This is a genomic window from Solidesulfovibrio carbinoliphilus subsp. oakridgensis, from assembly GCF_000177215.2.
GTDB classification, from domain to species: domain Bacteria; phylum Desulfobacterota; class Desulfovibrionia; order Desulfovibrionales; family Desulfovibrionaceae; genus Solidesulfovibrio; species Solidesulfovibrio carbinoliphilus.
Map to the genome: position 1 here is coordinate 2,295,252 of NZ_CM001368.1, position 22,569 is coordinate 2,317,820.

A 22,569-nucleotide genomic window follows, 5' to 3' on the forward strand; every position below is an offset into this window, starting at 1 on the left:
ACCACCGCCGGTGTGTCTCCGACGCGCGTCCCAGGCGTCCCGGGCCGCCGGGCCTCAGGCCCCCGGGCCCAGCCACCGCCACACGAAGCCCGACCAGGGCAGGACGGCGACGAGCCAAAAAAAGGCGTCCCCGAAGCAGGCGGGGTTGCGGACCGCCGCTCCCGGACCGTCCCCGGCCAGACCCCGCAATTCCAGGGACAGGGCCAGTTCCGAGGCCCGGCGCATCTGGGCCAGGAAGACCGGCACGAAAAGAGGCAGAAACTGCGAGGGCCGCACCAGCCGCCTGGCCTCGAAGCCGCGCGCCCGCTGCACCTCCACCACCCGCAGGCTCATGGCGAACATGGCCGGCAAAAGGCTCGTCAGGGCCGAGACAAAAAGGACGGCCTTGCCCGGCAGGCCCAGGCTTCGCAGCGACAGCAGCATGTCGGAAAAACTCGTCCACTTGACCACCAGCACATCCGCCAGGAGCACGATGATAAGGCGCAAGGAGAAAACCCCGAGCCAGGCCAGGCCAAGCAGCAGGCCCTGGCGCCAGTCCGAGGCTTTCTCGATGCCGCCGAGGAGAAAGAGGCACAGCAGGGTCGGCAGCCCCAGCACGGACACGCCGAAAATCAGGCTGACGCTGCGGTCCCAGACGCCGGAAGCCAGCAGCAGGCCGGCCAGGGCGGCGACGATGCCGGCGAGGATGCGCCAATCCTCGCAGACAAACGCGAAGGCGCACAGGGAGATGGCGAACAGGAATTTGCTGACGGCGCCGGCGCGGCGCAGGCTACGCAACACGGCGTCCCTCCGGGTTTGGGGCATCGGCCACGATGCGCCCGTTTTCCAGCCGCACGATCCGGGTGGCGGCCATCGCCGCGAAGGCCTGCTCGTGGGTGGCCACGAGCACGGCCGCGCCCTGGCCGGCCCGGCCGCGCACCGTCTCGGCCATGGCGGCCATGGTGGCGTCGTCGAGGCCCGTGGTCGGTTCGTCGAGACACAGGACCGCCGGATCGGCCACCAGGACGGCCGCCAGACACAGCCGGCGCTTTTCCCCGAAACTGAGGGTGAAGGGCGAGCGATCGAGGACCCGGTCCAGCCCCAGCCCGGCCAGCTCCCGGGCCACGCGCCGCGTCCGCGCCGGCTCGGGCACCTCCAGGTTGTCCAGCCAGTAGCCGCATTCCGCCGCCACGGTATGGGCGAAAATCTGTTCGTCGGGATTCTGGAACATGAGGCCCACGTCGCGGCCGCCGGCCAGCCCCGGGGCCAGGGCGATCCGGCCGGTCCGGGGCTTGCCGAGCCCCTTGGCCAGCCGCAGCAGGGTGGACTTGCCGGAACCGTTTGGCCCCATGAGGGCCACGACCTCGCCCGGACCGACGGCCAGATCGATGTCGGCAAGCACCCGGTCGGTTTTGCCGTAGCCGAACGACACGCCGGCAAAGGCCAGCGCGGGCGCACCCGACGCCCGGCCCGGGGCCAGGGGCCTGGCCGGCGGCAGGGGCTCCCGGACCGGAAACCCCGAGGCCGGCCCGTCGTAGGCGAGCCGGCCCCGGTCGAGGGCCAGATAGCGGTCGGCGAAGCCGGACAGCCGGGCCAGGTCGTGCTCGATGACCATGACCACCAGCCCCGTCTCCCGGCTCAAGGCATCGAGATGGGCAAAGAGCAGGTCGGCGGTGGCCGCGTCGAGATAGCTGGTGGGCTCGTCGAGGAGCAGCACCTTGGGCCGTATGGCCAGCATGGACAGGACGGCGGCCAGCTGTTTCTGGCCGAGGGACAGGGTCCCCAGGGCCGCCTCGGCCCGGCCGGCAAGCCCGTACCGCGCCAATAGCAGGCCCACGGCCTCCCGGCAGGCGCCCGCGGCCAGGCCCCGGGCCCGCAGGCCAAGGGCCACTTCCTCGCCGACGGTGGCGCAAAAAAGCTGGACCTCCGGGTTTTGGCCGACGATGCCGGCAAAACCCGGAGGCCCGCCGGCCAGACCGTCCCGGCCGTCCAGGCGAAGCCCGCCCTCGGTGCGGCCGGCCAGGGCCAGCCGGTGGGCGCCGCACAGATGGTAGCCCAGGGTGGACTTGCCGGCCCCGGACGGCCCGACGATGCCCACCCGCTCGCCCGGGCCGATGGCGAGGCTCACGTCGGCAAGGACCGGCCCGGCCGCGCCGACCGGGGTAAAAGACAGCTGGCGGCAGGCGATCATGGCAGGCGCAGCATGGCCACGACGTGCAGCCCGGCGATTCGTTTCCAGACGACCAGGGCCAGAAAGACGCCAAAGCCGTTGATGACCAGGGAGGTGACGAGGGAAATGCCGAACAGGACCTGGGTGGCCGTGGCCCAGGGCACGCCCATGGCCACGCGCACCAGCATGGCCGCGCAGGGGCCGAGGATGCCGCCGACCAGGATGGCCACGTAGGCCCGGCCCTCGGGCAGCCGGGTCCGCAGCAAGGAGAACAGGCAGTCGAACACGAGGCCCTGGGTCAGGGCCGGAACCAGTTTCATGAAGCCGGGCTGGCCCCCGGCCGCCGGCATGAGCACGGCGGCCAGGAGTCCCCAGGCCAGTTCGAAAAACAGGAGCGTGCCGAACCGGTCGAGCATCAGCCGGACCAGGACCATGAGCATGACCGAGACCACCATCTCCAGCCGGGCCACCTCGTGGATGGCCGTCACCTGGAGGGCGGTCTTGAAGACCAGCCCCCAGCCGAAATCCAGGGCCACGACCGAGGCGAAAAAGACCACCTGGGCCGTGGACAGTTCCCGCAGCCTCAGAACTTGCACGTCAGCTCCAGAAAGAGCATCCGGCCGGGGTTTTCGCCATTGGCATTGCGGGCATCGATATAGCGGTGGTCCAGGATGTTCTGGGCCGACAGGGACAGTTCCATGTGGTCGCCGTACTCGAAGAAGTCGAGGGTCCTCCAGATTTTGCCGTTGAGCAAAGCATGGGGTGCTATGGTGGTGTTGCTGGTGTTGATGTCGTCGGAATACATCTCGCCGACATACTGCACGGTAAACTTGTTGTTGACGTATCTGTTGAGCCAGGTGAAGCCGGCGTTGGCCGAGTTCTGCGGCGTATAGGAGAGGAGCTTGCCGACCAGATCCGGCCGGCCCGGGAAATCGGCGATCCGGGAATCGTTGAAGGTGTAGTTGGCGAAAACGGTGAACTTTTTGAGCACCTCGATGTCCATGAATTTGAACGGATCGTACTCGGCGTTGAGCTCCATGCCCCAGATCTGGACTTCGCCGACGTTTTGCTTCTGGCTTATGCCGCTCGACACGTTGACGTAGTACTGGAAGTCATGGCCGACCGAGAAATAACCCGACCCCGACAGCTTCAGGTTGTCCAGGGGTTGGTAATCGGTGCCGACTTCGAAGGTGTCGAGGTTTTCCGGCCCGAGGTCGGGGTTGGAGATCTTGTAGCCGCCCTTCATCTTGCCGGTGCGGTACATGTCGTCGAGCAGCGGGGCCCGGAAGGCATGGGCGTAGGACAGGTAGGCGCTCAGGTTGTCCATGAAGAAGTACTTGGCCGAAACGCGCGGGCTCCACTGGTCCCAGGTGTGGTCGGAATAGTAGCTGGTGTAGGAGGTGAGCGAACTGATGTTGGTGTCGTAGTGGCCGTCGTAGGTGGTGGCGTTGTCGTAGCGCAGCCCGGCCAGAAAGATCAGCTTGTCGTCGAAAAAGCGCAGCTGGTCCTGGACGAAGCCGCCGAAGTTGCGGATCTTGCCGTAATCCGTGGCAAAGGTGATGGTGCCGGTACGGGAATAGTCCGTGCCGTCCATCAGGCCGTCGTGGTAGTCGAAGCCGACGGTGAAGGTGTTTGGGCCCCACACACGGGAAACGTTGGTCATCAGGCCGTATTCCTGGCGATTGACCTTGGAATCGGTGCGGCTGTAGGAATCGATGTACTTCTGCACGTCCGACGCATCGGTGATGCTCTCCTGGGTCCGGTCGTAATTGGTGTCGTTGAAGTAGACGTTTAAGAGTCCCGTCCAGCCTTCGTACCCGAGGTTGAGGCGTCCCTGCCAGGAGCCGGTGTCGTAGCCGCGATGCACGCCGTCGGAGGCGAAGATTTCCTTGCCTTCGCCGACGGTCTGGTTGTCCTTGGTGTACTGCAGCTCGATGCTGTTGGATTCGTTGAAATCCCAGCCGGCCTTGCCGTTGATGGTCTTTTCCGTGATGAAATTCTTGACGGTGTAGCGGGTCTGTTCGTCGCTCGGGATGCTCTTGTAGCCGGGCGAATTGTTGGAAAAGGCCGACACCCGACCCCACAGGCCCTTTTTTGCCTCCGAGGTCCGAAACCCGGCGATGCCGCGCACCTGCCAGTCGTCATAGGTGCCGTACTGGGTGGAGACCCGGCCCTCGGCGATCCGGGTCGGCTTTTGGGTGATGATGTTGATGACGCCGCCCATGGCGTTATTGCCGTAGACGGAGGCCGCCGGGCCCTTGAGGATCTCGATGCGCTGGACGTCTTCCATGTTGATCCGGTTCCAGTTGACGTCGCCCATGTCCGAGGAGTTCATGGGCACGCCGTCCAGCAACACCAGCGTGCGCCCCTGCTCGTTGCCAAGCCCCCGCAGGGTGAGGGTGGATTTGAAGCTGTTGGGGCCGTTGGGCCGTTCCAGGTGGGCCCCGGAAATGTAGGAAATCGCCTCGTCCACGGTCTGCACGGGCATTTCCTTCAAGTCTTCGCGGCTTATGACCTCGACCCGGCCGGGGATGCTCTTGAGCGGCTCCTCGGTGCGGGTGGCCGTGACCACCATCTCCTCCATCTCATGGTTGGCCGTGCCGTCCCCCGCGGCCGAAAGCGGCAGCGGCAGGGCCAGAATTCCCAAAACGGCCAAGACAACAATCCCTCGCATAGTCCCCCCCTTGTGTTGCGACACCACATGCTCCGGACACACCGTCCGTCCTCCCCGCCTGTCCGCCTGCCGCCAGGACGGTCCTTCCAACCGGACCCCCGCGCCCCCAGTCCGGCACTGCCGTCGGCGGGAATCCGGCCTCCCCCTGGGCCAACCGGCCCGGCGACCGAAGCGCCCGGCCCAGGGGGCCGAAGCGCTTCAGGCTGTCACGACAACTTCAAACAGCATGGCACTGCATTTCAAGCATCGGCAAAAGCATGACGCACGCAACAAAACAACAAGATGGTTGACGTGGCCGTCTACACAGTCGCATGCTTGACACTGCGGGCTTAATAGACAAGAATTTTATTTACTGCAATAGATCACGTTTCATGCTTCATCCGTGACCTGCAGTGTGGCAAAAAGTACTATCTCTATTTTTGCAACATTCGTGACACTGGATGCATGCCATGCAGCCCAACCCTACGATCCACCGGCCTGTCCCCGGCCCGGCCGGCTTGTGCGGCGTCCCCAAAGCGCCTGGCTCCCGGCCGGCGTCTGGCCCCCAACCGGCCGCCCGCCGCTTCCTCGGGGCGGCCACCCTCCGGGCTTGCGGCCCGGCCCGGCCGGACCGGCCGGCCGCCGGCGACCGGTGGTGGCCCTGGCTGCTGGCTTCGGCCGCCCTGCACGGCCTGGCCGCGGCGGCCCTTGTCCTTTGCGCCGTGGTGGCCGGCCCCGCCCCCGAACCGCCCCTGGCGGTCATCGGCCATGTCGACCTGGGAGAGCTGGGAGGGCTGGGCGACGGCATTCCGGCCGGCGGGGACGGGCTGGCCGGCGGCCTGGACGGCGCGGCCCGGGGAACGGCCGAGGCCCTGCCCGCCGCAGCGGCGGCGCCCGACCCGGAAACCGTGGCCCGGGCCGACCCCGGGCCGCCGGCCGAACCGACGCCCCAGCCCGTGTCCGAGCCTCTGGCCGCGCCCGGGCCGGCTCCCGCCCCCCGGACGCCGCCGTCCAGGCCCCGGGCCGTGCCCAAGGCGCGTCCCAAGCCCCCGGCCCCCAGGCCGCAACCTCCCGGACCGCCCCCGGCACAGCCGGGGACGGCCGAGGCCGACCATGTTTCGGCCACGGGCACGGGGTCCGGCGCCAGGGCCGGGGACGGGCCGGGACGGGGGCTTGCGGGCGAGGGTCCGGGCAAGGGACCGACTGCGGGGGCCGGGCCCGGCGGCAGTGGCGAGGGACGGGGCGACGGCGGCTTGTCTGTGGGCGAGTTCGGGCGGGGGGACGGGCCGAGGTTCCGGCACCGCTCGCCGCTGCGCTACCCCGACGGCGCCAAGCGGGCCGGACAGGAGGGGAAGGTGCGCCTGCGGCTCGACATCGATGCCGAGGGCGTCTTGCGCAATGTGTCCGTGGTGGAACACACGGGGCTGGAATTCGTGGAGGAGGCGCTGCGGGCCATCAAGGCCTCGACGTACTATCCGGCCATGCGCCAGGGCCGGCCCGAGGCCTGCCACGCCCTGCTGACCATCCGGTTCGCCCAGGGCTGATCACAAGCCGCCAAGCGGCCACCGATGCTCGGAAAAAATGGAGAAAAGGGGAATGGCGGACAAATCCCATCCGACAACGATGCCAACAGGCCTGTCCCGCTGAAAAACGAAAAAGGGGCCAGGACGGTTGTCCTAACCCCTTGAAATCTGGAGCCAGCGAAGTGACTCGAACACTCGACCTGCTGATTACGAATCAGCTGCTCTACCAACTGAGCTACGCTGGCACTTGACGTGGCCGATCCAGATACACCGGCGGGGGCTGCCCGTCAAGCCCCTTTCGTGCCGGCCGGCGTTGCGGCGCGCTCGGGCACGTAGCGGTTGACGATGGGCAGGCGCCAGTCCTTGCCAAAGGCCCGGGGCGTGATCTTGGGGCCGGGGGGGCTTTGGCGGCGCTTGTATTCGTTGCGGTCCACCAGTTTCGTCACCCGGTCGATCACGGCCGGGTCCATGCCCGCCCCGGCCATGGCCGTGGGCGACAGGCTGAGCTCCACATAGGCCTTGAGGACCGGGTCCAGGACGTCGTATTCCGGCAGGGAGTCCGAATCCTTCTGGTTCGGCCGCAGTTCGGCCGTGGGCGGCTTGACCAGCACCCGCTCGGGAATCAGATCCGTGCCGGCCTGCTCGTTGCGCCACCGGGAAAGCGCGTAGACCAGGGTCTTGGGCACGTCCTTTATGACCGCGTAGCCGCCGGCCGTGTCGCCGTAAAGCGTGGAATAGCCGACCCCGACCTCGGACTTGTTGCCCGTGGTCAGGACCAGCCGCCCGAGCTTGTTGGAGAGCGCCATAAGGAGCGTGCCCCGGATGCGGGGCTGGAGGTTTTCCTCGGCCACGTCAAAGGGCCGGTCTCCGAAAAGCGGGGCCAGAGCCTCCAGAAAGGCCTTGAAGATGTTTTCGATGGCCACCACGTGGAGCGTGATGCCGAGCTTTTCGGCCAGGGCCTCGGCATCCTCCAGGCTGTCGTCGGAGGAAAAGCGCGTCGGCATGGCCACGCCCATGACGTTTTCCGGACCCAGGGCGTCGGCCGCGATGACGGCGGTCAGGGACGAGTCGATGCCCCCGGAAAGCCCCATGGCCACGGCGGAAAAGCCGGATTTGCGGACGTAGTCGCGGGTGGCGAGGACGAGCGCCCGGTAGGCCTCTTCCACGCTGCCGCAAAGCGGCGCCACCGGGCAGCCGGGAAGGGGCGGCCGCGCGGGCGCGGCCAGGGGCGGCAGGTCCACCCGCACCGGGCACGACTCGAGCTGGGGCTCCCATTTGCGGCTTCGCGGGTCAAGGAGCCGCATCCGGGTCGGCGCGCCCGGGTCCAGGTCGCACACGACCAGATCTTCCTCGAACTGCCGGCCCCGGGCAAGGAGCGTCCCGTCCGGGCCGAAAACGAGGCTGTGGCCGTCGAAGACCAGCTCGTCCTGGCCGCCGACCAGATTGGCGTAGGCCACGAACGTGCCGTTGTCCGAGGCCCGGGTGGCCAGCATCCGCTCCCGGCCGAGCCCCTTGCCGCCGTGGTAGGGCGAGGCCGAAATGTTGACCAGAAGCCGGGCCCCGCCGCCATGGGCCTGTTCGGACGGCGGCCCGCCCGGATACCAGATGTCCTCGCAGACGCTGACGCCGAAGACGAACCCGTCCCGGTCGTAGACCGCGCTGCCCCGGCCGGCGGCGAAATAGCGGTTCTCGTCGAAGACGCCGTAATTGGGCAGGTAGCGCTTGGCCGTGAGGCCGGCCGCCCGGCCGTCGTGGGCCACGATGGCGGCGTTTACGAGGTCGCCGTCGAGCCACGGGCAGCCGAAGACGACGGTGAGGCCCGTGCTCGCCCGGATGATCTCCCCGGCCCGGTCCATGCAGGCGTCCAGGAAATCGGGCTTGATGAGCAGATCCTCGGGCGGATAGCCGGAAACGGCCATCTCGGGAAAGACAACCATCTCCGCCCCGGCCCGGCGGGCCGATTCGAGGTGGGCCAGGATCTTGGCGGTGTTGCCGTCCACATCCCCGACCGTGGGATTGATCTGGCAAAGGGCCAGTCGAAACGCGGCCATATCCGACTCCTTCCCTCTCGGGCAGCAGGCTGCCGCTTGCCTCGTGTCGTGTCCTCGAAGACCGTGCGGCTCTTTTCAATCCAACACGCGTAGCAAACTGATTTTTTATCCTGAAAAATACCGCGGTATTTTCTAAGGGCGCGACACTGTCTAGCCCGTCTTGGCCCGGCCGGCAACCGCACCCGCGACCCGCCCGGCGCGGTGGGGGGCGTCATCGGGCCGGACGGACGGCAAACGAGGGGACAGGAAAAATCGCCGCCCATATTGACAATGATTTTCAATATCGGTAAAAGCCCGGGCAAGGGTCAGCCAGGGCCAACGCCGGTCCCGCGAGGCCGCCGACGGCCGGACCGGGCCTCGGGCTGTCCCAGGGAGGAACACCCCATGCTGTCGCAGACCTCGATCTCGTCACGCCGCCAGGCCGCCGGTTTCGCCAGAAGCTTTTTCGGTTCGGGACGGACCACGGCCCGGACCGCCGCCGTCCGGGAGACGCCGGCCGGCGGCGAGGCCCGGACCGTCGAGCAAAAGGAGCAAAAAGACGCCACCTGACCGGCCACCGGGAACAGGCGACCGCCCCGGGGACGCCTGTTCCCGGCCCGGACCGCTGCCGGACCGGGCTGCGGCCCGGCCGCAAAGGGCGCGCCGCCCCGGGGAGAGGGAGTCCCGACCATGACCAACATGCGTTTCCCCTTTGGGGACGAATCCCACGTCATCGCCAGCCTGCTGTCGGGCCACCGGTATCGGGCCGTGGCCAACCGGCGCGGCCAGTGCTACTACCAGGGCCGAACCTTCTGGCGGGGAATGCCGGTCCACTGCCGCCTGGGGGCCGTCGGCCTCGCCCGCCTGCCGGGCGACCTCTACGAAGCGGTGTGGGCCGGCTACTACGATCTGCGCGAGCCGGATTCCATGCTCTTCGACGAAATCCACGCCAACATCTTCGCCTTCCTCAAGCGGCACCACCCGTCCCCGCGGCGGTAAGGCCGGGGACGGCGGTCACCGGCCTTCCTTTTTCCCCTCCGGCCGGCCGGCCGGCAGTTCCAACGTGAAGGTCGTGCCCGCGGGCGAGGTGACGAAGCGGATGTCGCCGTGGTGGTCCTCGACGATGCGCTGGCACACGGCCAATCCCAGGCCCGTGCCCGACTCCTTGGTCGTGCAGAACGGATCGAACACCCGGGCCCGCACGGCCTCGGGGATGCCGCCGCCGGTATCGGCCACGGCCACGGTCACCCGGCCGTCGGCAAGGGCGGTGGCGACCGAAAGCCGGCCGCCGGAATCCATGGCCTCGGCCGCGTTTTTCAAAAGGTTCAAAAGCACCTGCTTGATCCGGGCCTCGTCATGGGGCACCGGCGGCAGGTCCGGGTCCAGGCGCTTTTCCACCACGATGCCCCGCGCCTTGAACGCCTCGGCCATGAGGGCCAGGGATTCGCCCACGGTTTCGTTGAGGTCCCGGGGCTCGATCCGGGGCGGCTGGGGGCGGGTGAAGTCGCGGACCTCGTTTAAAAGGGATTCCAGGCGCTTGGCTTCGTCCTCGATGATGCCGAGCTTGCCGGCGTCCGTGCCCTCCGGCGGCAGGTGGCGGCGGACCTGGCTGGCGAAGCCGCCCATCAGCATGAGCGGATTTTTGATCTCGTGGGAGAGCCGGGCCGCGGCCTCGCCGATGGCCGCGAACCGCTCGGCCCGGATGAGCTTTTCCTGGGCCCCGAGCAGCTCCCGGGCCGTCTTGTCCACCTCGGTCTCAAGGGCCTTGGACCAGCGCAGGGCGAAATGCATGGCCGTCACGAACCCGGCGAAGACCACCAGCTCGAAGAGTCCGACAATGAGCCACTCCCGGACCATGAGCCAGCCGATCAGCCCCTGGACCTCGTCCTCGGGCGCGGCCAGGGCCACGGCCCACCGGTTGCCCGGATCGTCGCCCGCGTCCAGGGGCACCGGGCAGAAGGCCACGAACTTTTTGATCTCGCCGAGCCGCCCCCGGTGCCAGCCCGACACGTACCAGTCCATGCCCCGCTCCCCGGCCATGATCCGGTCCTTGATGAGCCAGGCCAGCCGGGACCAATCGATGTTCGGGTCGCGTTCCCGCCGCACGGCCAGGGATTCGCGGCCGATGAAATCCGCCTCGTTGTGGTCGAGGAAAACGCCCTGGTCGTCGATCACCCAGGCATAGCCGGTCTGGCCCGACCGGATGTTGTGGGCATAGCGGGCGGCCACGGCCAGGGCGTCCACCACCAACACCAGCCCGCCGACATTGCCGGCCTCGTCGGCCAGCGGCATGGTCATGGCCACCAGCCGCCGGCCGGCCAGGGGGCCTTTTTCCTGGACGAAGACCCGGCTGATGGCGATCCGCCCCATCCGTGGCCTGTCGGTGAAGGCCTGCAGGCAGGCCGGGGTGCAGAACTCCCCGCCGGGCATGGGCGCGCCCGAGGCGTCGTAAAAGACCGGTTCGGCCCGGCCCGGCCGCAGCACCCCCAGGGCGGCCACGTTCCATTCCGCGAAAATGTTGTAAAAGGCCGGGATGGCCAGCCAGGGCGTGCCGTCTGTGGCCGTCTCCCCGCGCCACAGGAGGGACAGGCCCTCCAGGCAGGTCCGCAGGAAGGCGAAGTGGCCCGTGATGTCGTCGGCGATCTTCTGGGCCAGGAGCAGCTGCTGGTGGTTGAACTGGTCGGTGACCACGTTCTCGATGTCGTTTTTGGCCCGATAGCCCATGCCCGCGATGGCGAGCGTCAGGATCACGAACACCAGACAGGCGATGATGCTGTGCTTGCGGGACATCGGACTCCTCCAGCCTTTTTCGCAATAGCCGATTTTCCCCAGCCCTGCAATTGGTTACGCAGGCGCTCCCGAGCGGCCTCCCGGCCCGGGGGCGGGAGGCCCTTGCGCCGGCGGCCCGGGTCGCGCATAAGGCCGGGATGGATATACGTGAAGGAATGGAACTGGAGCTGGCCGTCGACCGGCTGGCTTTCGGCGGCAAGGGCGTGGCCCGCCAGGACGGGCTGGTGGTTTTCGTGGACCGGGGACTGCCCGGCGCCACGGTGCGGGCCAAGGTGGAACGCGTCAGGAAAGGGTTTGCCGAGGCCGTGGCCGTGGAGACGCTCTCCCCGTCGCCTGCGGCCGTGGCCCCCGAGTGCCCGCATTTCGGGGTCTGCGGCGGCTGCGACTGGCAGGATCTCGACTACGGGGCCCAGCGCTTCTGGAAGCGCGAACAGGTGGCGGAGACCCTGGCCCGTCTGGCCGGCCTGCCGGACGTTCCCGTGGCCGAGACCGTGCCCTCGCCAAAGACCTACGAATACCGCAACAAGATGGAATTCGCCTTTGCCGGCAAGCTCCACCTGGGGCTCCACGAGCGCCGCCGACCGGGCCGGGTGCTCGACATCGCCACCTGCCGGCTGATGCCGCCCTGGGTCAGCCAGGTCCTGGCCTTCGTGCGCGACCGGTGCGCCGCCACGGGCCTGGCCGCCTTCGACGCCCGGTCCGGCAAGGGCGTGTGGCGGCATCTGGTCCTTCGCCAGTCGGCCGCGACCGGTGCCCGCCTGGCGCATCTGATCACCGGCCCGGCCCGGGGGGCCGGCGACGCCGCCCACCAGATCGGGGAGGCGCTTTTGGCCGCCTTTCCGGAGGTGACCGGCTTCGTCCACTCCGTGCGCCGGGCCCCGGCCGCCATCGCCCAGGGCGAACGGCAGGTCTTCGCGCTTGGCGTCGACTATCTGGAAGAGCAGGTGGGACCGTCCCGGCTCCACGTTTCGGCCGACGCCTTCGCCCAGACCAACACCGAAGCGGCCGCCGGGCTCTACGCCCTTGTGGCCGCGGCCGCCGGCTCGGCTCCGGACGGCGTGGCCTGGGACCTCTACTGTGGCTGCGGCGGCATCACCCTGGCCCTGGCCCCGCACTTCGGCACGGTCTTCGGCCTCGAATCCGACAAGCGGGCCGTGGCCGACGCCGTAAAATCGGCCGAGCTCTCGAACGTGGCCAACTGCATCTTCAAGGCCGGCGACGCGGCCACGGCCCTGTCCGATCTGGCCGCCACCCACCCGGCCGTGGTGGTCCTCGATCCGCCCCGCTCGGGCGCGGCCCCGGAGGTTCTTTCCGCCCTCCTGGACGCCGCCCCGAAAAAGATCGTCTACGTCTCGTGCAATCCCGGCACCCTGGCCCGGGACCTCAAGATCCTCGGCGACCTCTACGCCGTCACCCGGGTCACGCCCGTGGACATGTTCCCCCAGACCGCCCACATCGAAGCCGTGGCGGAACTGGAGCGGCGCTAGCACCACTCGCCTTCGGATGGCACCTTCGGCCACCCCCTTCCCCGCCAGGGAGGGTCCGGGAGGGGCTTAGCCCCTCCCGGCCGCCGGAGGCATCCCCCCTCCTCCCGCCCCCACTCCTGCTCCCGCCCCTGCTCCCGCCCCTGCTCCCGCTCCTGCTCCCGCTCCGCCGCCGGCCTGCCGCTCCAGCCCGGCCGGGTCCAGGATCTCGACGGTGTTGCCCGACAGGTGGATGAGTCCCTCGTCGGAAAAGCGCCTGAGCACCCGGGACAGGGTCTCGGGGATGGTGCCGAGGTAGGCGGCCAGCTGGCCCTTGGGCAGCCCCAGGGACAGGAGGCGCTTCTTGCTCTCGGCGGCCAGGAGCAGCAGATGGGCGGCCAGCCGGGCCGGCACTTCCCGAAGGCTCAGGTCCTCGAGCTTTTTGACCAGCTGGCGCAGGCGCACGGCGAGAAGCCCGAGCATGTTCATGGCCAGGTCCGGGTCCTCGGCCAGGAGCCGGCGAAACCGCTCCCTGGGGAAGAAAAGGTAGTCCCCGTCCTCCAGGGCCTGGGCGCTGGCCGGGTAGACGCCGCCGGAAAAGACGGCCACCTCGGCGAAGACCTCGCCCGGGCCGAAAACGTGCAGGATATGCTCCTTGCCGGCCAGAGACGTCTGGTAGATGCGGACCTTGCCCGAGGCCACGGAGAAAAACCCGAGGGCCTTGTCGCCGGAAAAAAAGATGTCCTGGCCTTTGGCGTAGGAACGCACCTCGGCAATGCCGGCCAGGGCGGCCAGTTCCTTGGGGCCGAGTCCGGCGAAAAGGCCGATGCCGGCCACGGCTTGGGTCTTGTCCATTTTTTCCGTCCCGATTTGACTTGGGTCAAGGCCATGCGGCACGTCCCCGGAGAGGCTGAGCCACGTCGGGCCCTGCCCGGCCCAACGCCGCGTATCCGAGGAGGCACCATGCCGACCCGCCCGTATGTACTGGAAACCTGCCGGGGCGTGAAGCCGTCCGGCTGTCCCCAGGCCCTGGCCCTGCCCGAGCCGTTCGTGGCCGGGCTCGCCGCCCTGGCCGAAGCCGCGCCCGTGCCGCCGGGCCTGGCCCGGCTCGGCCGGGAGATCAAGCACCATGAGGTCTTCCGCCTGGCCCTTTGCGCCTGCCCCAACGGCTGCGCCCGGCCCCAGGTGGCGGACCTCGGCCTTGTGGCCGCCGTCCGGCCGGTGGTCGCCCCGGAAGCCTGCACCGGCTGCGGGGCCTGCGCCGACGCCTGTCCGGACGCGGCCGTGACCATCGCCGACGGCGTGGCCGCCATCGACCGGGACCGGTGCCTCGGCTGCGGCAAGTGCGGCCAGGCCTGCCCGGCCGGGGCCATCGCCTGCTCCGCGCCCGCCTTGCGGGTCATGGTCGGCGGCCGGCTCGGCCGGCGGCCGCGTCTCGGCCTGGAGCCGGCCGGCCGCTTCACGCCGGAAGGAGCGCTCGCCCTGGCCGGCCGGTGCCTTACGGCCTACGGGCAGGCGGCCCGGCCGGGGCTGCGCTTCGGCGACATCGCCTTTCCGGACGGCCTGCCGGGTTTTCCGGCCTGGATGCGGCCATGACCCTCGCCATCCCCCTCCTCCAGGTCCTCGGCCTGTTCCTGTTCGCGGCCCACGCCCTGCGCTCGGGCAATCTCGGCCTGGCCGCCGCCACCCTGGCCCTTGGCGGGCTGGTGGCCGCCCGGCCGCGCCTGTGGCCGTTCGGGCCGGCCGTGCTCGGGCCGGCGCTCCTTTTCATGGCCCTTGGCTTCGCGGACGCGGGCCGGGACATGGTCCTGTTCCGGCTGGCGGCCGGCCTGCCGTACCTCCGGCTGGCCGCCATCATGGCCGGGGTGGTGGCCGTGTGCGCGGCCGGGGGCCTCTTGGCCTTTGCCCGCCGGGTCCGGGCCCGCCACGGCCTGCACGGGCCGCACGCCTTTGCCCAGGGCGCGGCCTTCTGGCTGACGGCCGGGCTGCTCGCCGTGGCCCGGGCCAAGGCCCCATTCCCGGTCCTTCTGGTCGACCGTTTTTGGCCGGGCTGGGGCCCGCTTGAAATCCTGGCCCTGGCCCTCTACGCCGCCTGGCTGACCGGCAGGCTGCTGGCCGCGCCACGGACCGGCCCTTTGCGCTCCCGGTACTGGGCCGCCTTTTCCCTGGTCTTTTTCGGCCAGCTTCTGCTCGGCCTGGCCGGGTTCGGCCGGTTTCTCATGACTGGCGCCCTCCATCTGCCCGTGCCGGCCCTGATCGTGGCCGGGCCGATCTACCGGGGCGGCGGCCTTTTCATGCCGATCCTGTATCTTTCCACCGTGCTCCTGGTCGGCCCGGGCTGGTGCTCGCATCTGTGCTACCTCGGCGCGGCCGACGACGCCTGCGCCCGGCTCGGCCGCAAGGTGCCAAGGCGTCTGCCCGGCCGGCGGATCTGGTGGCGGGCCGCCACCCTGGCCCTGACCGTGGGGCTGGCCGTCCTTTTGCGGGCCATGGGCGTGGAAACGGGCGACGCTGTCTGGGCGGCGGCGGCCTTCGGCCTGGTGGGCCTCGGCGTCATGGCCTTCGTGTCGCGCCCGGCCGGCGTGATGGTCCACTGCGCGACCTACTGCCCCATCGGGCTGGTCGGCAACATCCTCGGCAAGGCGAGCCCCTGGCGGGTCCGCATCGGTCCGGGCTGCGACGGCTGCGGCCGATGCTCCCGGGCCTGCCGCTACCTGGCCCTCTCGCCCCAGGACCTGGCCAAGGGCCGGCCCGGCCTCTCCTGCACCCTTTGCGGCGACTGCGTCGGGGCCTGCCCGGGGGGCCGCATCGGCTTCCATTTCCCGGGCCTGTCGCCCGCGGCGGCCCGCACCGCCTTTTTCACCCTGGTCATCGCCCTGCACGCCGTCTTTCTGGGCGTGGCCCGCATCTAGCCGTCCCGGGCTCCACGCCGCCCCGTCCGACAACGCCTCCGGCCAGGGGAAAGCCCCTGGCCGGCCGGGGGCCGGCTCCGCTCCCGCCCCACGGCCGCAAACCATCAAAACGCTCACCCGCGCCGGCCTGCCCGTCCGAGACACCCTTTCCTTCTCTCGATGCGCCGACGCGTCTGCGCCCTTTCATCGGCCCATGCGTTCCGGGCCCCCATCCTTCGGACGCCGGCCTTGACCTTTTGGCCTCCTTGCGGTTTATTGTGACAACCTCTCAAAAAGCCTGCCTTTGAGAGACTGTCCTTTTTCGTTTGGGGACGATCGATCGCGACAGGCGATAGCGGATTCAATTTTCCGTTTTTCCGTCGTCCTGTGGAGACGGGCGCGGGGAGGAGCGAAAAAAAATCGCGTTTTTGACTTAGGTCAAACCGCCTTTGCCCCGGCCCGCGTAGACCTCGAATCACGGAAACGGCCACTCGAACCGAAACCCAAACGGAGGACGACATATGTTTTGCTACCAGTGTGAACAGACGGCCAAAGGCACGGGATGCGACAAGATGGGCGTGTGCGGCAAACAGCCCGACGTCTCCGACCTGCAGGACCTGGTCGTCTACGCCCTGACCGGGCTCGGCCAGGCCGCCGTGGCCGCCAAGGCCGAAGGCAAGGCCGTGCCCCTCGACACCGGCCGCTTTTTCGCCAAGGCCCTTTTTTCCACCCTGACCAACGTCAACTTCGATCCGGCCGACTTCAAGCCCCTGATCGAGGAAACCGTGGCCCGGCGCGAAGCCCTGGCCAAGGTGCTGGCCGCCAGCCTGCCCGAAGGCCCGGCCACCTTCCGCCCGGCCCTGGACCTGGCCGGACTGACCCGGCAGGGCGCGGAGCATGGGCTTAAAAACATCCCCGAGACCAACCCGGACATCCTCTCGCTCAAGCACACCCTCATTTTCGGCCTCAAGGGCGTCGCCGCCTACGCCGACCACGCCGCCATCCTCGGCCAGGAAGACCCGGCCGTGTACGAATTCCTCTACCAGGGCCTGGCCGACACCTTCACCACGGACAAGGATCTCGGCGCCTGGGTGGCGCTGGTCCTCAAGTGCGGCGAAGTGAACCTGCGGACCATGGAGCTTCTCGACGCGGCCAACACCGGGGCCTACGGCCATCCGGTCCCGACCGAGGTGCCGCTCGGCGCCAAGGCCGGCAAGGCCATCCTGGTCTCGGGGCACGACCTCAAGGACCTCAAGGCCCTGCTCGAACAGACCGCCGGCCTTGGCATCAACATCTACACCCACGGCGAGATGCTGCCGGCCCACGGCTACCCGGAACTCAAAAAGCACCCGCACTTCTACGGCCACTACGGCACGGCCTGGCAGAACCAGCACAAGGAATTCGCGGCCTTCCCCGGCGCCATCCTCATGACCACCAACTGCATCCAGCGGCCGGCCGACAGCTACCTGGGCAACATTTTCACCACCGGCCTTGTCGGCTGGCCCGGCGCGACCCACGTCAAAAACGGCGAATTCGGCCCGGTGATCGAAAAAGCCAAGGCCATGCCCGGCTTCGCGGCCGACACCGACCAGGGCACGGTCATGACCGGCTTTGCCCGAAACGCCATTATGAGCGTGGCCGGCACGGTCATCGACGCGGTCAAGGCCGGCAAGATCAAGCACTTCTTCCTGGTCGCCGGCTGCGACGGAGCCAAGCCCGGCCGCAACTACTACACCGAGTTCGTGGAAAAGGCCCCGGCCGACACCATCGTGCTGACGCTGGCCTGCGGCAAGTTCCGCTTCTTCGACAAGAAGCTCGGCGACATCGGCGGCATTCCCCGGCTGCTCGACATGGGCCAGTGCAACGACGCCTATTCGGCCATCCAGGTGGCCGTGGCCCTGGCCAAGGCCTTCGAGTGCGGGGTCAACGACCTGCCCTTGTCCATGATCCTCTCCTGGTACGAGCAGAAGGCCGTGGCCATCCTCCTGACCCTGCTCCACCTCGGCATCAAGAACATGCGCCTCGGACCCACGCTCCCGGCCTTCCTGACGCCAAACGTCCTCAACTACCTGGTCGCCAACTACGACATCAAGCCCATCAGCACGCCCGAAGAGGACCTCAAAGCCATCCTCGGCTAGGCGGCGCAAGGATCACGCGCGGCCCGGCCGGCAAGGCCGGGCCGCACAAGGAAAGAGACGCCATGAAACGCAAGATCATCGAAATAGACGAATCGCTCTGCAACGGCTGCGGCCAGTGCGTCACGGGTTGCGCCGAAGGGGCCCTCGAAATCCAGGACGGGGTGGCCAAGATCGTGGCCGACCATTTCTGCGACGGGCTCGGGGCCTGCATCGGCCACTGCCCGACCGGGGCCCTGCAGATCATCGAACGCGACGCCCCGGAATTCGACGAGGCGGCCGTGGAAGAGCGGCTGGCGGAACTGAAGCAGCAGGAAAAGGGATGCAGGCCCGGCGGCTGCCCGGGCAGCGCGGCCATGTCCCTGCTTGCGCCCCAGGCGTCCCCGGACTCCGGCGCCCCCCAGGCGGCCAACCCGCCGCTCACGCCCTGCCAGCAGGCCAACCTGCCCGGCATCCAGGCGCCGGCGGCCGGCTCGGCCCTGTCCTCCTGGCCGATCAAGCTGCGGCTCGTGCCGCCCAATGCCCCGTTTTTAAACGGCGCCCGCCTGCTTCTCACATCCGACTGCGTGCCGCCGGCCTTCCCGGCCTTTCACTCGGCCTTTCTGCCCGGCCGGGTGGCCCTGCTCGGCTGCCCCAAATTCGACGACGTGGACAGTTACCTGGAAAAGCTGACCGCCATCCTGAACGCCAACGACATCAAGGACGTGACGGTCCTGCAGATGGAAGTGCCCTGCTGCGCCGGCATGTCGCGCCTGGCCGCCCGGGCCGTGGCCCTGTCCGGCAAGGACGTGCCCGTGACCCAGGTCGTCGTCGGCCGGATGGGGGACGTCAAAAGCGTGGACGTGATCGATACGCGAAAGATCCCCTTCGGCATGGCCAGGTAACGGCCCAGGCAGCGACGCCCGCGTTGCTCCCGCCCCCCCGCCGCCGGCGCGGTCCCTGGCCCGGCCGGCGAAACGATGCAACCGCAAGGTGGTACCACATGAAAAAGCTCAATATCTTCGAGGAAGGCCCGTTTAAGGATTCCGGCTACGGCATGCTCTGGGTCCACGACTCGGCCAACTTCCGCATCGTCAACTTCAACTTCCGGGCCGGCCAAACCCTGCCGGTCCATGCCCACGAGGTGGACGGCGAGCTGTCCATCGTGGTGCTCGAAGGCGAGGGGGAATTCCTCGGCGCGGAGGGAGCCTCCCAGCCGGCCAAGGCCGGCGACGTGCTGGTCTGCCCCATTGCCACGCCCCACGGCCTCAAGGCCACGACCGAGATGCGGGTGCTTGTGACCCTCGCCCCGCCGGCCTGATGCGCCAACGGCCCGACATGGGCCTCGTGTCCCACGGCCCGGGCCTTGGCGCGGCCGCGCGAGACGCCCGGGCGTCTCGCGCGGCCGCCGGCCCGGTCCCGCCTCTGGCGGCCGGATTGACGGGGCGGGCCCTCCCGGGCCGCCGTTCCGTCCGGCCTCGGCTTCCCGGCCGGACTGGCGGACGGCCACGGGTCCCTCTAAAAAATTCTCTCCCGGCCAAGCAATTCCAGCCGGTTGCAAAAAGCCTGCCTCTTGCCAGAAATGTGATTATGTGAAAAAAAGCGCAAGAACGGCCCGACGCGGAAAGGGCCGTTTCGAGACGATGCCCGGACGAGGCGTGGCGAGGCCTCCAAACGGCGTGCAACGCCAACCACACGCCGCTTGGACCGTTCGCCCCAGCCAGAGCCAACAGCGGACGCGAACCCGCCGGCCTCCTTGACGGACCCCAAGCCATAAGGACTTTGACGAACCGGCCTCGCCACGCCCCGTCCCGGCACCGTGCCATGCCAAACGCCCCGGCCCGTTCCACACGGGCCGGGGCGTCTTGGTTCCGCCGTCCTGTCTTTAGCCGCCGGGCGCGTCCCCGCCTACCCCAGCACGGGCGGCGGCGCGGAGGCCGGCGAAAACCCCGGGAAAATCTCCCCGACCCGCGCCTCCGGCAGGCCCAGGTGCCTGACGGCAAGGCGGGCCGCCACATCCCGCCAGTCCGTGGCCACGGCGATGTCCCGGCCGCCGGCCAGGCGGTGGGCGGCCAGGCCGGGCCAGTCGCCGTGGACCAGGCCGCCCGCCACCGGCCCGCCAAGGACCAGCATGGTCCCGCCCTGGCCGTTGTCCGTGCCGCCAAAGCCGTTCTCCCGGGCGCTGCGCCCGAATTCCCCAAGGGCCACGACCACCGTGTCCTCGAAGGCCCTGCCGAGGCCCACGGCCAGATTGGCCAGCCCCTGGGCCGCGTCGCCCAGGCGGTCGGCCAGATAGCCCGTGGCCCCGCCCTGGCCGGAATGGGTGTCGAAGCCGCCCACGGCCACGAAAGCCAGGGCCGCGTCCCGGCGTTTGGCCAGCTCCCGGCCGAACCGCTCGGCAAAATCCGGAAAGGCCGGCGCGGGGATGGCCCCGGCCGCCGCCCGGCGCGACTCCTCGAGCAGCCTGGCCAGCAGGTCCTGCCTGGCCTCCCGGCCGGCCATGAAGGACCTGGCCAGCGGTTCCTTGCCGGCAAAAAGCCGGGCCTCGGCTTCGAAAAGCGTCTGGTCCTCGACCGGAAGGCCGGGCAGGGACGGCCCCCGGCCCGGGGCGATCATGTTGTAGTGGGGCGCTCCGGCATAGGCCTCGCTCTGGCTGGCCACCAGCATCTGGCCGCCCCCGCCGCCAAGGGCCAGGGACAGCCGGCCGAGCCAGCCGCCGCGGCCGCCCTTGGCCGCCCCGGCCCCGCCCCGGGCAAAGGCCGCCATGGCCCCGGCGTGGACGGCCGGGACGCCGGCCAAGCCGCAGGCCGGGATCACGGCCAGGTTCTTTTTGGCGTAATACGGCGCCAGGGCGGCCATGGCCGGGTGGAGGACAAAACCCCGGCCGAGGTCCGGGCCGCCGCAGTCCCGGGCCAGGCCCGTGGTCGGGCGCAGGTAGCGGTAGAGCGGATCGCCCGTTGGCGCGGCCACGGACAGGCCGTCCGGCCCGCCTTGGAGGAGCACCACCACGAGCTGCTTGCCTGCCCGCCAGGAGGGCTTTCCCGCCTCGCCGGCCTTGCCCGGCGTCCTGGCTTCCGGGCCCTTGCCGCCCCGGCCGCGGCGCGCCGCCAAGGCCCCGGCCGGCCCCAGCAGGCCGGCCAGCCCCAGCCCGGCCAGGAATTCCAACACCTCCCGTCGTCGCACCCGCGCACCTCGTCAAAATTCGGTCGTGGTTGATGCCTTCGGCGACCAAAGGGCGCCGCCCTTTGGAAACCCCTACGAGAAGAAATACGTCCTTCCTGCCAGCCGGCTCCAATGATCGGCCACCCCCCTTCTTCCCATTCGGGGGGTCCGGGGGGGATGATCCCCCCCGGCCGCCGGAGGCCTCTTCCTCTTCTCCCCTCTCCTCCTAATATCGCATAAAATCCGGCGATCCCAAAATCACGGCCGGGCCGGCGGCGGCGGCGCGGGCGGCGGCCTGGCGGGTGGTTTCCGAGAGGCCGGGGCCGAGGGTTGCGGCCAGGGCGGCTTCGGAAGTCTTGCCCGGGGCGAGGCCGAGGCCCGGGATGCGGCCGGTAGCCAGGTCGCCGGCAAAGGAGACGCGCCGGACCAGGCCGTCGGGCTTTTGCCAGCCGGCGGTGGTGACGGGATAGCCTTCCGGGCCATCGGCCTCGTAGAGCGGCTGGCCGAGGCCGGCCAGGGCACCGGCCAGGGCCGTGGCGTCGTCGGGTACGGCGCCCAGGGCGCGCACGGCCGACACGGCCTGGCGCAGGGGCGATTTGAGGCGCGCGCCCAGGTATTTGGGATCGAAAAATTCCGGGCTGTCGAAAAGCGCCCGCAAGGTTTCGCGGATGTCGCCGCCGGACTTGGCGAAGACGCCGGCCAGCCGGGCGACCAGGGGGGCCGGCGGCTCGTCGGCCAGGAAATAGGCGACCAGCCGGCGGCAGACGGTCTGGGCCGTGGCCGGGTGTTCGGCGAGCACGCGCAGGGCCTCGACGCCCTCGGCCAGTCCCGAGCCCTTGATGGTGTGGCCGAGAAACACCTTGTCGGCCGGGTCGTGCAGGCCCACGTCGAAATAGAAGCCGCCGGTGTCGGACGCGCCTCGGGCCGCGCCCACACGCCAGCCGGTCAGGATGCGGGCCAGGGCCAGGGTGTCGGCCGGTTTCTGCGGTCCGCCCGGGCCGAGGGTCTGGTGGGCCAGGAGGATGGCGGCGTAGGTCGGGTCGATGGCTTCCTTGACGGGTCCGCCGCCGTCGCGGTGGACCACGTTTTTCCAGTTGTCGCGGGCGATGAGCATGGCCGGGTGCATGGCCGTGGCGGCGAGCAGGTCGAGGAACCGGCCCATGGCGTGGGGCCGGATGGCCTCGCGCTCGAACGACCCGACCCACAGGTGGGCCAGGCCTTTCTTGGCGCCCAGGCTGAAAAAGTCGCTCCAAAAGGCGACCATGAGTTCGTAGAGCTGGCGTTTGGACAGGATGGCCCGGGTCAGCCGGGCCCGGGCCGCTTCCAGGGCGGCCAGGCCGGCCCGGTCGAAGGTGCGGCGCATGGCCTCGGGTCCGGCCGGGGAGCCGGAGGCCGCGCCCGGACCGTATTCGCGAAAAAGGGCCACCGTGTCCATGGCTTCGGTGGGGAGCCGGGCCAGGGCCTCGGCCAGGGCCGGGGGCTCGTCCAGGCGGTCGGGGTCGAGCTGGCCGGCGATGAAGGCGGGTACGCCCATCCCGGCCACCCGGGCCAGATCGCCCGGGGCCGGACCATAGGTCAGCCTGTTGACGGCGTGGAGCACCCTGGCGGGCGCGGCCGGATCGTCGGCCCGGGACGGGGAGGCGACGGCCAGAAACGCGAAGAAGGCCAGCAGCCCAAGCAAGCCGCCGACCATCCGGAGCGGGGAAAAAGCATACCTGCGCGGCAAGGGGGCCATAGCGGCAATGTGCGCGGCCGCTTGCCAAATGTCAATTCCGCCAAGGCTGGCCGGACGTG

At 69.5% G+C, this 22,569-nt stretch carries 18 protein-coding genes and 1 tRNA gene; 9 read left to right on the forward strand and 10 right to left on the reverse strand.

The features are described 5' to 3' along the window. Positions 1–54: 54 nt before the first annotated feature. The 4 genes from DFW101_RS09940 to DFW101_RS09955 are packed head-to-tail and all read right to left on the reverse strand — an operon-like array spanning position 55 to position 4,823. Positions 55–780: an energy-coupling factor transporter transmembrane component T family protein gene (locus DFW101_RS09940; RefSeq protein ID WP_009181384.1), complete on the reverse strand. Its 726-nt coding sequence runs from the start codon at positions 778–780 to the stop codon at positions 55–57. Continuing rightward, positions 770–2,170 carry an ABC transporter ATP-binding protein gene (locus DFW101_RS09945; protein WP_009181385.1) on the reverse strand — a complete coding sequence of 467 codons (1,401 nt, stop codon included), beginning with the start codon at positions 2,168–2,170 and terminating at the stop codon, positions 770–772. The genes DFW101_RS09940 and DFW101_RS09945 overlap by 11 nt, the downstream gene beginning before the upstream one ends. Beyond that, complete coding sequence (locus tag DFW101_RS09950; protein ID WP_009181386.1) at positions 2,167–2,745, reverse strand: hypothetical protein; 579 nt, start codon at positions 2,743–2,745, stop codon at positions 2,167–2,169. Before DFW101_RS09950 ends, DFW101_RS09945 begins: the two co-directional genes overlap by 4 nt. After that, positions 2,733–4,823 carry a TonB-dependent receptor gene (locus tag DFW101_RS09955; protein WP_009181387.1) on the reverse strand — a complete coding sequence of 697 codons (2,091 nt, stop codon included), beginning with the start codon at positions 4,821–4,823 and terminating at the stop codon, positions 2,733–2,735. Before DFW101_RS09955 ends, DFW101_RS09950 begins: the two co-directional genes overlap by 13 nt. A 449-nt stretch (positions 4,824–5,272) precedes the next feature. On the opposite strand from DFW101_RS09955, the gene DFW101_RS20160 reads away from it, so the two are divergent. After that, positions 5,273–6,346, forward strand: coding sequence for an energy transducer TonB (locus DFW101_RS20160; protein WP_009181388.1), 1,074 nt, complete (start codon positions 5,273–5,275; stop codon positions 6,344–6,346). Between the two features lie 148 nt (positions 6,347–6,494). Here the strand turns inward: DFW101_RS20160 and DFW101_RS09965 are convergent. Further along, positions 6,495–6,570: transfer RNA gene (locus DFW101_RS09965), tRNA-Thr, on the reverse strand. Positions 6,571–6,612: 42 nt separating this feature from the next. Further along, positions 6,613–8,376, reverse strand: coding sequence for an NAD+ synthase (locus tag DFW101_RS09970; RefSeq protein WP_009181389.1), 1,764 nt, complete (start codon positions 8,374–8,376; stop codon positions 6,613–6,615). A gap of 384 nt (positions 8,377–8,760) precedes the next feature. Here DFW101_RS09970 and DFW101_RS19800 point away from each other — a divergent pair, with 384 nt between their 5' ends. Both DFW101_RS19800 and DFW101_RS09975 read left to right on the forward strand, forming a co-directional pair. Further along, the gene (locus DFW101_RS19800) at positions 8,761–8,925 is read left to right on the forward strand and encodes a hypothetical protein (RefSeq protein WP_009181390.1); all 165 of its coding nucleotides are present in this window, start codon (positions 8,761–8,763) and stop codon (positions 8,923–8,925) included. A 120-nt stretch (positions 8,926–9,045) separates the two neighbouring features. After that, positions 9,046–9,354 (forward strand): hypothetical protein, encoded by a 309-nt coding sequence (locus tag DFW101_RS09975; protein ID WP_009181391.1) that lies wholly within the window; start codon positions 9,046–9,048, stop codon positions 9,352–9,354. A gap of 15 nt (positions 9,355–9,369) precedes the next feature. Here DFW101_RS09975 and DFW101_RS09980 read toward each other — a convergent pair whose 3' ends face one another. Further along, entirely contained in the window at positions 9,370–11,145 is a 1,776-nt protein-coding gene (locus tag DFW101_RS09980; protein ID WP_009181392.1) for a sensor histidine kinase, read from the reverse strand. Between the two features lie 137 nt (positions 11,146–11,282). On the opposite strand from DFW101_RS09980, the gene rlmD reads away from it, so the two are divergent. Beyond that, positions 11,283–12,632, forward strand: coding sequence for a 23S rRNA (uracil(1939)-C(5))-methyltransferase RlmD (gene rlmD, locus DFW101_RS09985; RefSeq protein ID WP_009181393.1), 1,350 nt, complete (start codon positions 11,283–11,285; stop codon positions 12,630–12,632). A 66-nt stretch (positions 12,633–12,698) separates the two neighbouring features. Here rlmD and DFW101_RS09990 read toward each other — a convergent pair whose 3' ends face one another. Beyond that, on the reverse strand, positions 12,699–13,463 hold the full coding sequence (locus DFW101_RS09990) for a Crp/Fnr family transcriptional regulator (protein ID WP_009181394.1): 765 nt from the start codon (positions 13,461–13,463) through the stop codon (positions 12,699–12,701). Positions 13,464–13,571: 108 nt separating this feature from the next. Here DFW101_RS09990 and DFW101_RS09995 point away from each other — a divergent pair, with 108 nt between their 5' ends. The 5 genes from DFW101_RS09995 to DFW101_RS10015 all read left to right on the forward strand — a co-directional run bounded on the left by DFW101_RS09995 (position 13,572) and on the right by DFW101_RS10015 (position 18,934). After that, positions 13,572–14,204, forward strand: a complete 633-nt coding sequence (locus tag DFW101_RS09995) for a 4Fe-4S dicluster domain-containing protein (RefSeq protein ID WP_009181395.1) — start codon at positions 13,572–13,574, stop codon at positions 14,202–14,204. Next, positions 14,201–15,520: a 4Fe-4S binding protein gene (locus DFW101_RS10000; protein WP_009181396.1), complete on the forward strand. Its 1,320-nt coding sequence runs from the start codon at positions 14,201–14,203 to the stop codon at positions 15,518–15,520. The genes DFW101_RS09995 and DFW101_RS10000 overlap by 4 nt, the downstream gene beginning before the upstream one ends. Before the next feature lie 500 nt (positions 15,521–16,020). Continuing rightward, positions 16,021–17,637 (forward strand): hydroxylamine reductase, encoded by a 1,617-nt coding sequence (hcp, locus tag DFW101_RS10005; protein ID WP_009181397.1) that lies wholly within the window; start codon positions 16,021–16,023, stop codon positions 17,635–17,637. A 62-nt stretch (positions 17,638–17,699) separates the two neighbouring features. Then, the gene (locus DFW101_RS10010; RefSeq protein WP_009181398.1) at positions 17,700–18,518 is read left to right on the forward strand and encodes an ATP-binding protein; all 819 of its coding nucleotides are present in this window, start codon (positions 17,700–17,702) and stop codon (positions 18,516–18,518) included. Between the two features lie 98 nt (positions 18,519–18,616). Beyond that, positions 18,617–18,934: a cupin domain-containing protein gene (locus DFW101_RS10015; RefSeq protein ID WP_009181399.1), complete on the forward strand. Its 318-nt coding sequence runs from the start codon at positions 18,617–18,619 to the stop codon at positions 18,932–18,934. A 587-nt stretch (positions 18,935–19,521) separates the two neighbouring features. Here the strand turns inward: DFW101_RS10015 and DFW101_RS10025 are convergent. Further along, positions 19,522–20,796, reverse strand: a complete 1,275-nt coding sequence (locus DFW101_RS10025; protein WP_009181400.1) for a DUF1501 domain-containing protein — start codon at positions 20,794–20,796, stop codon at positions 19,522–19,524. 205 nt (positions 20,797–21,001) lie between these two features. Further along, entirely contained in the window at positions 21,002–22,456 is a 1,455-nt protein-coding gene (locus DFW101_RS10030) for a DUF1800 domain-containing protein (RefSeq protein WP_232285958.1), read from the reverse strand. Between the last annotated feature and the right edge of the window lie 113 nt (positions 22,457–22,569).